Annotated in this window: 13 protein-coding genes; 10 read left to right on the top strand and 3 right to left on the bottom strand. The window is 52.2% G+C overall.

Translation table 11 applies throughout. From position 1 onward, the window contains the following. Positions 1-74 precede the first annotated feature (74 nt). Complete coding sequence (locus tag EVJ28_RS02610; RefSeq protein WP_131487932.1) at positions 75-1790, top strand: N-acetylmuramoyl-L-alanine amidase; 1716 nt, start codon at positions 75-77, stop codon at positions 1788-1790. A 108-nt stretch (positions 1791-1898) separates the two neighbouring features. Here the strand turns inward: EVJ28_RS02610 and EVJ28_RS02605 are convergent, their stop codons facing one another. From EVJ28_RS02605 to EVJ28_RS02595, 3 genes are read right to left on the bottom strand one after another with little or no spacing between them, the layout of a single operon-like run. After that, a complete protein-coding gene (locus EVJ28_RS02605; protein ID WP_070328775.1) occupies positions 1899-2939 on the bottom strand; it encodes a ribonucleotide-diphosphate reductase subunit beta in 1041 nt (346 codons plus the stop codon). Further along, a complete protein-coding gene (locus EVJ28_RS02600; RefSeq protein WP_131487930.1) occupies positions 2896-3402 on the bottom strand; it encodes a flavodoxin domain-containing protein in 507 nt (168 codons plus the stop codon). Before EVJ28_RS02600 ends, EVJ28_RS02605 begins: the two co-directional genes overlap by 44 nt. Positions 3403-3432: 30 nt before the next feature. Next, positions 3433-5700, bottom strand: a complete 2268-nt coding sequence (locus EVJ28_RS02595; RefSeq protein WP_255417546.1) for a ribonucleoside-diphosphate reductase subunit alpha — start codon at positions 5698-5700, stop codon at positions 3433-3435. A gap of 509 nt (positions 5701-6209) precedes the next feature. On the opposite strand from EVJ28_RS02595, the gene EVJ28_RS02590 reads away from it, so the two are divergent. The 9 genes from EVJ28_RS02590 (at position 6210) to EVJ28_RS02555 (ending at position 12426) form a co-directional block, all read left to right on the top strand. Next, a complete protein-coding gene (locus EVJ28_RS02590) occupies positions 6210-6443 on the top strand; it encodes a DUF1871 family protein (protein ID WP_131469763.1) in 234 nt (77 codons plus the stop codon). 12 nt (positions 6444-6455) lie between these two features. Next, on the top strand, positions 6456-6704 hold the full coding sequence (locus tag EVJ28_RS02585) for a NifU N-terminal domain-containing protein (protein ID WP_070328777.1): 249 nt from the start codon (positions 6456-6458) through the stop codon (positions 6702-6704). Then, positions 6701-7504, top strand: coding sequence for a glycosyltransferase family 2 protein (locus tag EVJ28_RS02580; RefSeq protein ID WP_131455966.1), 804 nt, complete (start codon positions 6701-6703; stop codon positions 7502-7504). The genes EVJ28_RS02585 and EVJ28_RS02580 overlap by 4 nt, the downstream gene beginning before the upstream one ends. Before the next feature lies 1 nt (position 7505). After that, positions 7506-8000, top strand: coding sequence for an Lrp/AsnC family transcriptional regulator (locus EVJ28_RS02575; protein ID WP_131455968.1), 495 nt, complete (start codon positions 7506-7508; stop codon positions 7998-8000). After that, positions 7997-9184 (top strand): aminotransferase, encoded by a 1188-nt coding sequence (locus EVJ28_RS02570; protein WP_131455970.1) that lies wholly within the window; start codon positions 7997-7999, stop codon positions 9182-9184. The genes EVJ28_RS02575 and EVJ28_RS02570 overlap by 4 nt, the downstream gene beginning before the upstream one ends. A 178-nt stretch (positions 9185-9362) precedes the next feature. Then, a complete protein-coding gene (locus tag EVJ28_RS14315) occupies positions 9363-9485 on the top strand; it encodes a hypothetical protein (RefSeq protein ID WP_255417545.1) in 123 nt (40 codons plus the stop codon). A gap of 219 nt (positions 9486-9704) precedes the next feature. Next, positions 9705-10097, top strand: coding sequence for a S1 domain-containing post-transcriptional regulator GSP13 (gene yugI, locus EVJ28_RS02565; RefSeq protein ID WP_016509788.1), 393 nt, complete (start codon positions 9705-9707; stop codon positions 10095-10097). 98 nt (positions 10098-10195) lie between these two features. Then, positions 10196-11194, top strand: a complete 999-nt coding sequence (locus EVJ28_RS02560; protein ID WP_201738326.1) for a Gfo/Idh/MocA family protein — start codon at positions 10196-10198, stop codon at positions 11192-11194. A gap of 68 nt (positions 11195-11262) precedes the next feature. Beyond that, the gene (locus tag EVJ28_RS02555) at positions 11263-12426 is read left to right on the top strand and encodes an iron-containing alcohol dehydrogenase (RefSeq protein ID WP_131468310.1); all 1164 of its coding nucleotides are present in this window, start codon (positions 11263-11265) and stop codon (positions 12424-12426) included. Positions 12427-12499: the final 73 nt, after the last annotated feature.

Here is a 12499-nt window from a genome sequence, read left to right as displayed (position 1 = left end):
TTTTTTAAAAAGCGTTATGCTACTATGAAGGTGTTGTTAGTAGAAATTAGCGCGAGAAGAAAGGAATATTTTGGATGAAAATGAAGCTATTGAAAGTTGCTCTCATCTTATCGCTGTTGTTGTTCGGTGCTCAAATCCCTGCGGTTGAGGCATCGACATTAGATGGCGAAACGACTGTCAATTTAAACGTTCGATCGAAACCAAGCACGACGGGAGCCGTCATCACGACGTTACCGAAAGGCACGAAAGTAAAGTATGGGACTTATAACCAATCATGGCATAAAGTGTATTTAAATAGTCGCACTTACTATGCTTCGGCCCCGTATATTAAACGGATCGTCTCGTCACCGACGACGATCAAGACGCAAGCAGCATCATCGACAGGCGAAACGACTGTCAATTTAAACGTTCGAACGAAACCAAGTACGACGGGAACGGTCGTCAAGACGCTACCGAAAGGCACAAAGGTAAAGTATGGGCCCTATAACAAAACATGGCATAAAGTGTATTTGAATAATCGTACCTACTATGCTTCGGCCGCGTACATTAAACAGATTGTCTCGTCACCTACGACGGTTACGACGCAAGAAACATCATCGACAGGCGAAACGACTGTCAATTTAAACGTTCGAACGAAACCGAGTACGACGGGAACGGTCGTCAAGACGCTACCGAAAGGCACAAAGGTAAAGTATGGGCCCTATAACAAATCATGGCATAAAGTGTATTTGAATAATCGTACCTACTATGCTTCGGCCGCGTACATTAAACAGATTGTCTCGTCACCTACGGCGACGAAACCAGTAGAGACAAAAATTCAAGGATACGCCAATCGCAATATCAACTTGTTCGGTAAAACGAGTCAAAGTTCAGCAGTGCTTCTCGTCTTGCCGCAGTACACGGCCGTCACGTACAGCACGTACAACTCAAGCTGGTCGAACGTTTTTGTCGGTTCGAAGACCTACTTCACGCCGACTTCATGGTTGACTGCTGGTAAGGCACCATCAGCACCTGCTGCATCGCCACAAGGGAAAGTGTATATCAACACACCGGGTGATGTCTTGAACGTCAGAGCGACGGCTTCGGCCAGCTCGACGATACTCGGCAAACTTGCACACGGCACGCAAGTCGACCACTACGGTTCATCGAACGGCTTCTACAAGATTAAATACAACAACCGTGATGGTTACATCTCAACGGCGTATGCATCGGCTTCGAAGCCTAGCGCATCAAGTGGTGCGGTCATCATTCTCGATGCCGGACACGGTGGAACCGATCCGGGTGCAGTAAGAAGTTCGCTTTATGAGAAAACGGTCGTACTCGACGTGACGAAACGTACGGAAGCGTATCTTCGTTCGAAGTATGGTTACGAAGTCCGGTTGACACGTTCGACAGACGTTTACTTGACGCTCAATCAACGTGTCCAAGCGGCCAGAAACTTACGTGGCGATCTCTTCGTCAGCCTGCATACGAACGCGGCGACGACATCCGCAGCAAACGGAGTCGAAACGTTCTACTCGACCTCGTCGGCCCATAGTGCCAAGAGTCGGGTGCTCGCAACGAACATCCAATCGAATTTGATGGGTGAAATGTCAGGGATGAGAAACCGCGGTGTCAAGACGGCGAACTACTACGTCATCACGTATAACACGATGCCGTCAGCACTCGTCGAACTCGGGTTCATCTCGTCTCCGCAAGATATTGTCCACCTTCGCAGTGAAGCATCACGCCAGCGCATGGCAATCGGTGTTGCTGAAGGTATTGCCCAATACGTGAGAGCGTACCATTAATTCCAACCTGCTCGCGCAGGAGTATACAGAAGGCCCCGGCTCATTTTGAGCCGGGGCCTTCCTTTTATGTAATAAGCAAGCCCTCGGCCGAATGGGCGAGGGCTTGGCTTATAAGTCGTCGAAACCGTTGGCGTCGGTCACTTTCGCGTATGAGCGTGATTTTTGTTCGAAGAAATCGGATTTCGTCGCGTTGAGCGAGTCGTCCGAATAGGCACGGATCCACGGCATGACGTCCTCGTTGAAGCCTTCATACAAATCGTTCAACCCGATGACGCGCAGGCGTTTGTTGGCAAGATATTTGATGTAATCACGCATCTCGCTGACGTCGAGGCCATCGAGGTCACGGAGTACGTATTCGCACCACTCGATCTCGAGGTCGACCGCTTGTCCCATCGTGTCGTAGACGAACTGGCTGAAGCTTCCGTCGGCGTCGATTTCCGGGTTCTCGGTCAAGACGGCGCGAAGCAGCTGGCTGACGAAATGCGAATGTTGCATCTCGTCCCGTTGGATATAGCTGATCATCGTCGACGTCCCGACCATCTTCTGATGACGGGCGAGGTTATAGAAGTAGGCGAATCCGGAATAGAAGTTGATGCCTTCAAGGATGACCGAGGCGACGAGAGACTTCGCGAAGTTCTCCGCGTTCGGCACGGCCCGGAAGTCTTCATACAAGTCTAAGATGAACTGATTACGTTTCATGACCATCTCGTCATCTTTGGCGATATCGAAGATGCGGTTCTGCTCGCTGAGCGGAACGAGACTCGACAACACGTAGCTGTACGATTGATTATGGACGACTTCTTGCTGGGCGATGATGGCGAGCACCGAGTGGACCGACGAGTCGGAAGAGAACATCGCCGACTCGAGAATGTAGCGCGTCTGCACCGAGTCGAGAATCGACAACAAGCCGATGATGCGCTTGAACGCGTCTTGTTCACGCTCGGTCAGTTGCGGCCATTGTTGCATGTCTTTTGACATCGAGATCTCATCTGGGATCCAAAAGTTAGACAGCAACTGTTTATAAATTGTATAAAATTGTGGATAGGCGATATCGTTCCAGTTGACGATCGAACTCGTCTCGCCACCGATAATGGCTGTCGCCCGATTAGGATGTTTGGGCGACAGTAGTTTGATTTTTTGAATAGTCATAGACGTGTACTCCTTCTTCGGCGTTTCGTGCCAATCGTTCGGTCCAAGCACGGACGTTGTACGGTTGGTTGCGCGGCGACTGTTCGATTTTCAACAGTTCACCGGCAAGGGGGATTCCAAACTTCGAAAGGTGGTATGCCATCTCGTCGACAGCGCGGCAGAAATGAACGAACATCTTGTCACCCGTCCCGAAGACGGCGGCTTGACGAATCGGTACCGACTGCTCTTTCAAGAGAAGCCGGAACGTATCTTTCATCTCGTCTGGCAAGACGCCATCGGCCCACGTGTACGACCCGAAATAGACGAGGTCGTACGTGGCGAGCGCTTGGGCCTCGCGATGGCCGATGCGGTCCGCTTCGTACAAGACGGCACGGTCGCCCCGATTGACGTGGGTCGCCTGAATCAACTCGGCGACCTCTTCTGTATTCCCGCTCATTGAACTATAGACGATTGCGACGTTCATGGTTAGGTCCCACCTTTCGTTAAACAGATGTTACGACGAACACGATTCGCATTCATCGACTTCGACGGTCGTTGAACGCGTGTAATAGATCGATTTCATACCGAGCGACCATGCCTCGAGGTGCATCGCCAGCATTTCAGTCGCCTTCACGTCGTTCTTGACGTATAAGTTGAAACTGATCGCTTGGTCGATGTGGCGTTGGCGGGCCGCGTTTTGACGGATGCTCCAAAGTTGGTCGACTTCAAACGCTGATTTGTAGAACCAGTTCGTCTCCGAGTTGAGGTCAGGGACGGTCACTGGGATCTTATAATTTTTCTTCTCTTCCGAATATACTTTCTTATAAATCGGGTCGATCGAAGCGGTGCTACCGGCGATGATCGCTGTCGACGAGTTCGGTGCGACGGCCATCATGTAGGCGTTGCGGACACCGTTTTGGTGAACCTCGGCCGCGAGGCCGTCCCAGTCGAGCTCGTCGTGCGACCGGTAGTTGCGGCGACTGAAGTATTCGCCCGTGTGCCATTCCGAACCTTCGAACACGCCGAACGCGCCTTTTTCTTTCGCGAGTTCCATCGAAGCGTGAATCGTGAGATAGGCGATTTTTTCGTAAAGTTTCTCAGCGTACTGGACGGCGTCGACCGATTCCCAGCGGATGCCTTCGAGGGCGAGCAAATGGTGCCACCCGAACGTGCCGAGACCGACGGAACGATATTTTTGGTTCGTGATCATCGCTTGTGGCACTTCGATCGTGTTCAGGTCGATGACGTTATCGAGCATTCGCATTTGAATCGGGATGAGGCGCTCGAGCACGTCGGATTTGACGGCGCGTGCGAGCGCGATCGAGCTCAAGTTACAGACGACAAAGTCGCCCGGCGTCTTCGTGATAACGATTTTCCCGTCTGCTGTGTACTCTTCATCGATTGTCGTCGCCGACATGTTCTGAGCGATTTCTGAACAGAGGTTCGAGCTGTAAATCATACCCGCATGTTTGTTCGGGTTGGCGCGGTTGACCGCATCCCGGAAGAACATATACGGTGTGCCCGTCTCGAGCTGTGAGCGCATGTAACGTTTGACGAGGTCGATGGCCGGCACGGTCACGCGTGTGAGCTCGGGATTGTTGACACAAGCCGTATATTTCTCGGTGAACGAACCGCCGTTGTCCGTCTCGTCGTAGAAGTCTTCAAGGCTGAAGCCCATGACCGTGCGGATCTCATGCGGGTCGAACAAATGCCAATCGCCACGGGCTTCGACGGTACGCATGAACAAGTCCGGTAAACAGACGCCGGTGAACAAGTCATGAGTGCGGAGGCGCTCATCGCCGTTGTTCAACTTGGCATCGAGGAATTCAAAGATATCCTTGTGCCAGATGTCCAAGTAGACGGCGATCGAGCCTTGACGCATGCCGAGCTGGTCGACCGAGACGGCCGTGTTGTTCAACTGCTTCATCCAAGGCAACGCGCCGCTCGAGACACCTTTGAATCCTTTAATGTCACTTCCGCGTGAACGGATTTTGCCGAGGTACACCCCGATGCCACCGCCGCCTTTTGAAAGTGTGGCCACGTCCGTGTTCGAGTCGTAAATACCGCGGAGTGAATCGTCGACCGTATCGATGAAGCAAGAGCTAAGCTGCCCGTACGATTTACCAGCGTTCGAGAGCGTCGGCGTGGCGACGGTCATGTACAGGTTCGATAGCGCCCAGTAGGCTTCTTCGGCAAGTTGGACCCGCTTAGACGCGGCCTCGTTTTGCATGAGCGTCATGGCGATGACCATAAACCGCTCTTGTGGGAGCTCATATAAGTTTTTGACGTGATCGCGTCCGAGGTAACGGTCCGCCAACGTCCGTAGGCCGATGTAAGTGAAGAGACGATCGCGTGACGGGTCGATCAACGTCTCTAAATAAGCGATATCTTCTTTAGAGTATGTGTCAATTAACGCCGACGTGAAGATGCCTTTGTTCGTCAGCGTCTTGATCATCGAATAGAGTGAGCCGTAACGCATCGAAGCGTCATACCCGCGGTTGCGTGCTGCTTCAAGGTAGAGACGGTTTAAGTACATCTCGGTCGCGACGAACGTCCAGTCCGGCTCTTCAGCCTTCAACATATCGAGGGCGTGCATCGTCATCAAGTCATATACTACATCTTGTGTCAGTGATTTTGAATCGAGTGCTCGAATCAAACGTTCCTCGTAGCGTGCGACGCTGAGCTGCGGGTAACGTTGTGTTAAGGATTGGATCAATGTCGCTACGTCGGCAAGGGTTGGTGTTGCCGGCAACATCGTCTCGTGGTGGATAGGGGATGTCAAAACGATCACTCCTTCTTCGGGTGTAGAAATTATAAAGGTATAGCGGAACTTGTCCGATTCAACGTCAATGGGGATAGAACGTGATAAATATCCGTTAACTATATATTGACGTTTTATTCTCTTTTTAATCATAAATCACCCATATTTAGTTTTGCAATCATTGAAATTTATAAAACTGTGACGATGCGAATTACTTTTACTCTAAAACGGCTCTCTCAACCGTTTTGAGACGTGATATGAGACGAAAAAAAGATTTACCAACTCCCGAGGTCAAAGCTGTCCACTTTTTTTGTAAGCGTTCAATCTGGTTTGTCAATACGAAAAGAGAGGAGAACGTCTTTGATTTCATGAATCAGTAAAAAAGTTATGACCAGGAACCAATACTAGATATAGTGTTGTCTCGATTTGAAAAAGCGGGAAATCCGAGGTAAGGCTAGCGCCATCGTCAAAAGTGCGGTAGATTGAGGAAGTACGATATACTATCAAGGCTAAAAAGAAGGGTTTTAAAAATGCGTTCAGAAGATTTATTATTAGCATGGGACCCGCTCGGTTACGGGCTTGGGTCTTACGGGCCAGAGTTCGATGACATCACAGTGGCGCTCGTGCAGATCGACTCGGAAGCGGAGTTGAATGAAAGGATCCGTCGCATTCTAACGGATTCGTTTGGAGAGTGCCCGTCTGAGGACGACACGCGCGCCATGGCCAGACAATTACTTACATCTTCAGAAGCTTGTCAATTATAAGGGGGAACCAACATGTTACGAATCGATCCAACACCTAATCCAAATGCAATGAAAATCACGCTTCCTGAAAACGTCTTCGGAGCTAAGAGCCAAAGCGTGAAAGCCGGCGAATCAACAGAGCAACCGCTTCTCGCGAAACTCGTCACGATCGAAGGTGTCGAGAGCGTCTTCGCTTACGGCGATTTTGTCACAGTATCAAAAGAGAACGGCGTCAGCTGGGAAGCGATCTTACCGCACGTCGAAACTGCTTACCGCGGATGAACCCGCTCGTTTCGATCGTCATTCCGGCCTACGCACGCGAGGCGGAACTGACGGAACTACTCGAGAGTTTGACGGTACAGACGTTTCAACAGTTCGAAGTGCTTGTAGTAAATAATGATGGGCCGCCAAAGCAACATCTTTTGGCGCCTTTTTTGAATCGATTGTCGGTTCGGTTGATCGAACTTGAAGAAAATCATCACGTCAAAGCGCGAAACCGAGGCGTGATGGAGGCGAGAGGCGAATACATTCTTTTATTAGATGACGATGATTTACTCATGCCGACCCATATCGAACGAGCACTCGATGATTTGACGACGGCAGACCTCGTTTTCACCGATGCGGAACTGTTTCGGTTCACATGGCAAGACGGGCGGCGGGTCGTCACGGAGTGGGAGGCGTTCGCCTACGAGCTCGACTTGGACCGGATTCGGCAAGACTCGACGTTCATCCCGTCCGGCACGCTCTACCGCAAGCGGCTTCACGACGTCATCGGCATGTTCGATGAGACGGTTTATAACTATTGGGACTGGGACTTTATTTTACGTGTGATCGAGCACGGGACGGTCGTTCATCCAGCCCGGGCGACGGTGCTCTACGCTTTTAACGGAACCGACAACTTATCGGCGAAACAAGATGAGACGCGTCGACGGTACTTTGAGCGGTTTTGTCAAAAACACGGCTTGGTGAATATGGAGATGAAGAATTTTCACATCGTCCAGTCCGAACGGCGGGACTACGTGAGACAGACAGAAAGGTCGTTCGCAGGGACGTTTCCCGGTAGAACGGAAGGAGACAACTAATATGTACACAACAAAAGAGTTAGAACTTTTGGAATTGCTTGAAGAAAAAGGATACCTCGAGACGAAGTTGCTCGCGGACTTGCTCGCGACCGATGAGGCGACCGTCGAAACGATGCTCGAGAAGTTCAAAGCGGACGGCATCTTGCTCGGTTTCCGGGCGATGATCAACTGGCAGAAGATCAACCGTCACGATGTCACGGCGTTCATCGACGTCAAAGTCACACCGAAGCGAGGTCGCGGGTTTGACGAGGTAGCCGAGCGGATTTACCGCTTCCCGGAAGTGACGGCTCTCTATTTGATGTCGGGCGCGTACGACCTGCAAGTCGTCATCCGGGCGAGTTCGCTCCAAGACGTGGCGTCGTTCGTCTCGGATAAACTGTCACCGCTTGACTCGGTCGTGTCGACGACGACCCACTTCAAGTTGAAGACGTACAAGCATGACGGTATTTTGTTCACCCCGCAAGTCGAAGACAAACGGTTGAACATCACGCCATGAAGTCGCTATCGAATCAAGTCGTCTCGATGAAGCCGTCTGGCATTCGCCGTTTCTTCGATTTGGCACAGACGATGGAAAATGTCGTCTCTCTTGGGGTGGGAGAGCCGGACTTCATCACGCCATGGAACGTCCGCGAAGCGAGCTACGCGGCACTCGAGCAAGGCTATACGGCTTATAGTGCCAACGCGGGCCTACTCGAGCTGCGTGAAGCGATTGCTCGTTACATGACCGACCGTTTTGACGTCACGTATGACCCGGCGACCGAACTGATCGTCACGACAGGGGCGTCTCAGGCGCTCGATATCGCCTTCCGTGCTTTATTGAACCCAGGTGACGAGGTTCTCGTCGTCGAGCCAGCTTTCGTCTCCTACGGGCCGCTCATTGAATTAGCCGGTGGGACCGTCGTCCCGGTCGCTTGTCGTCCGGAATCCGGGTTCCGCTTGAATCGGGACGACGTCGCAGCAGCGATCACGGAACGGACAAAAGCGATTTTGCTCTGCTTCCCGTCGAACCCGACCGGCGCGACGATGACGGGCGACGAACTTGCCGAAATCGCGGAACTCGCTACGAAACATGATTTGTGGGTTGTGAGCGATGAGATCTACGCAGAGCTGTCTTACGATGCCCCGTTCACGAGCTTTGCGACGCTCCACGACATGCGCGAGCGGACGATCGTCATCAACGGTTTCTCAAAAGCGTTCGCGATGACCGGATGGCGCCTCGGCTTCACGTGTGCACCGGAAGTCGTGACCCGGGAAATGCTTAAAGTGCATCAGTACGGCATGATGTGTGCGCCGACGCTCGTCCAATTTGGAGGGCTAGAGGCGTTGCGCAGCCGTGACCAACACGTCCCGAAGATGGTGAAGAGTTATCGCCAGCGTCGTAACTATTTTATCCAGGCGTTAAACGACGCAGGTCTCCCGACCCACGTCCCGGGTGGTGCGTTCTATGCATTCCCATCCATCCGCCATACCGGGCTTTCGAGCGAAGAGTTCGCCGAACGGTTGCTGCTTGAAGAGCGAGTGGCGGTCGTTCCGGGCAATGCGTTCGGAGCGAGCGGGGAAGGCTTTGTCCGTGCGAGTTATGCGACGTCGATCGAGCAGCTTCAAGAAGCGATCCGCCGTATCGATCGGTTCATGAAACAGTTTGAACTGGCAACATCAACGACAGACTCTCAGCGATGAGGGTCTGTTGACGTTTTGACGATAAGGTTAACGGTGATCGCGCCTCGCCACGACCGAATATCGACCGATTATTCTAAAATGGGTTGAACGATGTAACATAAAATGGGAAGATAAACGAAAGTGGCGTGTGAATATAGATTATGGGGTCGAGATTGAGGGCGGATTAGAAGGTAAATGAGTGAGGCACCCGAACCTTGAACATTCGTACGAACCGACCGCGACGGACTTGGGGATATCGGTCGGTCGATTCGCGATGAGTTTGGACGAGATGGCTAGTGGGGATGTCTATGACATCGGCTAGCAGCGGACGTTTGCGACATCTTAAAACAAAAAAAGGGCTAGGCGTTAGCCTAGCGGAATCAGGGGGGAATACTTGAAGTCTTGCTTGATTTGTATTTACCCTGAGGTGCGACTTTGAAACGTCAAAATAATCCTAAATAATCTTTTTTACTATTTTCTACACTTTATCGAAAAAAGTATGTTATAGTAAGTTGATGAATTTAGCATAGGAGTGTTTGTAATGGCAAAATACGAAAAAGATCAAGTTTTAAAAGGTAAAGTAACAGGAATTCAACCTTTCGGTGCGTTCGTCGCACTCGACGACGAGACACAAGGTCTTGTCCACATCTCTGAAATCTCACATGACTACGTGAAAGACGTGAACGAGTACGTTCAAGTCGGCCAAGAAGTTGAAGTGAAAATTCTTGATGTTGATGAAGCATCTAAGAAAATCAAGCTTTCAATGAAAGCGACACAAGAAGCACCAAAACGCGAGAAGTCGGCTAAGCCAGCTCGTCGTGGCGCACCACGCCGCAACGAAGCTTCAAACTTCAAGCAAGAAGAAGCGCCAGGCTTCACAGTCCTCAAGGACAAGCTCGAAGACTGGATCAAAAACACGAACTTCAAAAAGTAAGTGATGAAAGGCGGCCTATTCCAAATAGGTCGCCTTTTTTTTGTACAGGAAATTGAATAGACGTTCCCGAAAGAGAATTAGAGAAAGGAGTGGTCTACATGAAGATTGGAATCATCGGGACAGGGGGCATCGCCACAAACGCACACATCCCGCATTACATCGCGGCCGGGGCGGACGTCGTCGCGGTCATGAACCGGACACGGGAGCGCGGGGAGGCGGTTGCCCGTCAGTTCGGGGTTGAACGGGTTTATGACACGGTAGCAGACATGCTCGATAGCGAGCAACTTGATGCGGTCAGCGTCTGCACACCGAACGCCCTGCATAAAGACCATGTCATCCAGGCGCTCGATGCCGGTTGTCACGTCCTTTGCGAGAAACCGCCGGCCATTTCGGAGCGTGAGGCGGACGAGATGTTACAAGCGGCCAAACGGGCCGGCCGGACGCTCCACTACGGCTTCCATTTCCGGCATCGGACGGACACGCAACTGCTGAAACGCTTGATTGACTCAAATGAACTCGGTCACATCTATGCGGCGACCGCGCTCGCCCTAAGGCGCCGTGGCATCCCAGGTTGGGGCGTGTTCACGGACAAGGAGCTCCAAGGAGGCGGGGCGCTGCTTGATATCGGCGTCCATATGCTCGACCTCGCCCTCTATTTGATGGATTATCCGAAACCGGTCGACGTGATCGGTCATGTCGGACAGTATCTTGGGACGCGTCCGGGTGTCGGGCTGATGGGGGACTGGGACGCCGACAACTTCTCGGTTGAAGACACGGCCCGGGCGATGATCACGTTCGAGAACGGGGCCTCTCTCTTTTTAGATGCGAGCTTCATGGCGAACATCGGGCCGAAGGATACGATGAACGTGGAACTGAGAGGGACAATCGGCGGGGCATCGTTGTTCCCGCTCACGATCCACACGGAAGAACATGGCGCTCTGTTTGACAAGACGCCGGCTCATTTGACGTTACAAGACCCGTACGCGACACAGATTCGCTCCTTCCTTGAGGCGTGTCGGCATGAGCCGTCATACGAGCAGGCCGAACAGGCGGTCCTGCTTCATCAAATCATCGACCGCATATACAGTCAGGGCTAATCACTTTTCAATCCAGAAAAACAGGGTATATAGTGTAGGTGTTACATATTTTTGAAGGAGGATGACTTATGCACAACTTTGAATACAAAAACCCAACGAAATTGATCTTCGGGACGCATCAGATCGAGAAGCTCACAGGGGAGCTCAAAGCGCTTGACGCGAAGAAAGTGATGCTCGTCTATGGAGGCGGGAGCATCAAGAAGAACGGGACGTATGAGGAAGTCGTTGCTGAATTAAACAAAGCGGACATCGAGTTCGTCGACTTCTCAGGTGTCGAACCGAACCCGCGGATTGAAACGGTGAGACGTGCGGTCACGAAAGCGCGCGAAGAAGGCATCGACGCCTTGCTCGCGGTCGGCGGCGGTTCAGTCATCGATTGCACGAAATTGATCTCGGCAGCGATCCCGTATGACGGCGACGCATGGGACATCGTCCTCCGTGACCATATCCCGACTGAAGCGGTACCGTTCGGGACGGTGCTCACGCTCGCGGCGACAGGTTCTGAGATGAACTCCGGTTCGGTCATCACGAACTGGGAGACGCAAGAGAAATATGGTTGGGGCCACCCGCTCGTCTATCCGACGTTCTCGATCCTCGACCCGCGCTATACTGTGTCGGTGCCGAAAGACCAAACGATCTATGGCATCGTCGACATGATGAGCCATTGTTTCGAGCAGTACTTCCACCCGAACCACGCTCCGGTCCAAGAGCGGATGACCGAAGGCGTCTTGAAAGCGGTCGTCGAGTCGGCACCGAAGCTCGTCGACGACTTAGAGAACGTCGACTTACGTGCCATCATCTTGTTCGCAGGCACGATCGCCTTGAACGGGGTCTTGCAGATGGGCGCTTCTGGCGACTGGGCGTCGCACAACATCGAGCACGCCGTTTCGGCTGTCCATGACATCCCGCACGCCGGCGGCCTCGCCATCCTCTTCCCACGCTGGATGGAGCACGTCCTTGAAGAAGACAACGCGGCACGGTTCGCACGACTCGGGACAGAAGTATTCGACGTCGAACCGGGTGCGACCGACGTCGAGACGGCGAAACGCACGATCACAGCGGTCCGTGCCTTCTTCGACCAACTTGGTGCGCCAAGTTCGCTCCGCGACTATGAGATCGACGAATCGACGTTCGAGGCGATCCTTGATTCAGCGATGAAACGTGGAGCGTTCGGACGTTTCCGTACACTCGAACGCGAAGACGTGGCTACGATTCTCGAGCTGAGCAAATAAGGCGATTTGATGCCTATTTTGCAATAATGATTGAACGAATCCGTCGTTTCCGTTTATGATGGGTCATGTATGG

The organism is Exiguobacterium sp. SH3S3, assembly GCF_004337115.1.
Taxonomy (GTDB): domain Bacteria; phylum Bacillota; class Bacilli; order Exiguobacteriales; family Exiguobacteriaceae; genus Exiguobacterium; species Exiguobacterium aurantiacum_A.
The sequence above is the reverse complement of the archived record's forward strand: the minus strand, read 5'-3'. Positions and strand labels throughout refer to the sequence as shown.

What these genes read in the sequence shown, in the direction of transcription:
- EVJ28_RS02570 (WP_131455970.1), top strand. Translation starts at nt 7,997, where the DNA reads ATGAAGTCGCTATCGAATCAAGTCGTCTCGATGAAGCCGTCTGGCATT.
- EVJ28_RS02610 (WP_131487932.1), top strand. Translation starts at nt 75, where the DNA reads ATGAAAATGAAGCTATTGAAAGTTGCTCTCATCTTATCGCTGTTGTTG.
- EVJ28_RS02590 (WP_131469763.1), top strand. Translation starts at nt 6,210, where the DNA reads ATGCGTTCAGAAGATTTATTATTAGCATGGGACCCGCTCGGTTACGGG.
- yugI (WP_016509788.1), top strand. Translation starts at nt 9,705, where the DNA reads ATGGCAAAATACGAAAAAGATCAAGTTTTAAAAGGTAAAGTAACAGGA.
- EVJ28_RS02580 (WP_131455966.1), top strand. Translation starts at nt 6,701, where the DNA reads ATGAACCCGCTCGTTTCGATCGTCATTCCGGCCTACGCACGCGAGGCG.
- EVJ28_RS02600 (WP_131487930.1), bottom strand. Translation starts at nt 3,402, where the DNA reads ATGAACGTCGCAATCGTCTATAGTTCAATGAGCGGGAATACAGAAGAG.
- EVJ28_RS02575 (WP_131455968.1), top strand. Translation starts at nt 7,506, where the DNA reads ATGTACACAACAAAAGAGTTAGAACTTTTGGAATTGCTTGAAGAAAAA.
- EVJ28_RS02560 (WP_201738326.1), top strand. Translation starts at nt 10,196, where the DNA reads ATGAAGATTGGAATCATCGGGACAGGGGGCATCGCCACAAACGCACAC.
- EVJ28_RS02605 (WP_070328775.1), bottom strand. Translation starts at nt 2,939, where the DNA reads ATGACTATTCAAAAAATCAAACTACTGTCGCCCAAACATCCTAATCGG.
- EVJ28_RS02585 (WP_070328777.1), top strand. Translation starts at nt 6,456, where the DNA reads ATGTTACGAATCGATCCAACACCTAATCCAAATGCAATGAAAATCACG.
- EVJ28_RS02555 (WP_131468310.1), top strand. Translation starts at nt 11,263, where the DNA reads ATGCACAACTTTGAATACAAAAACCCAACGAAATTGATCTTCGGGACG.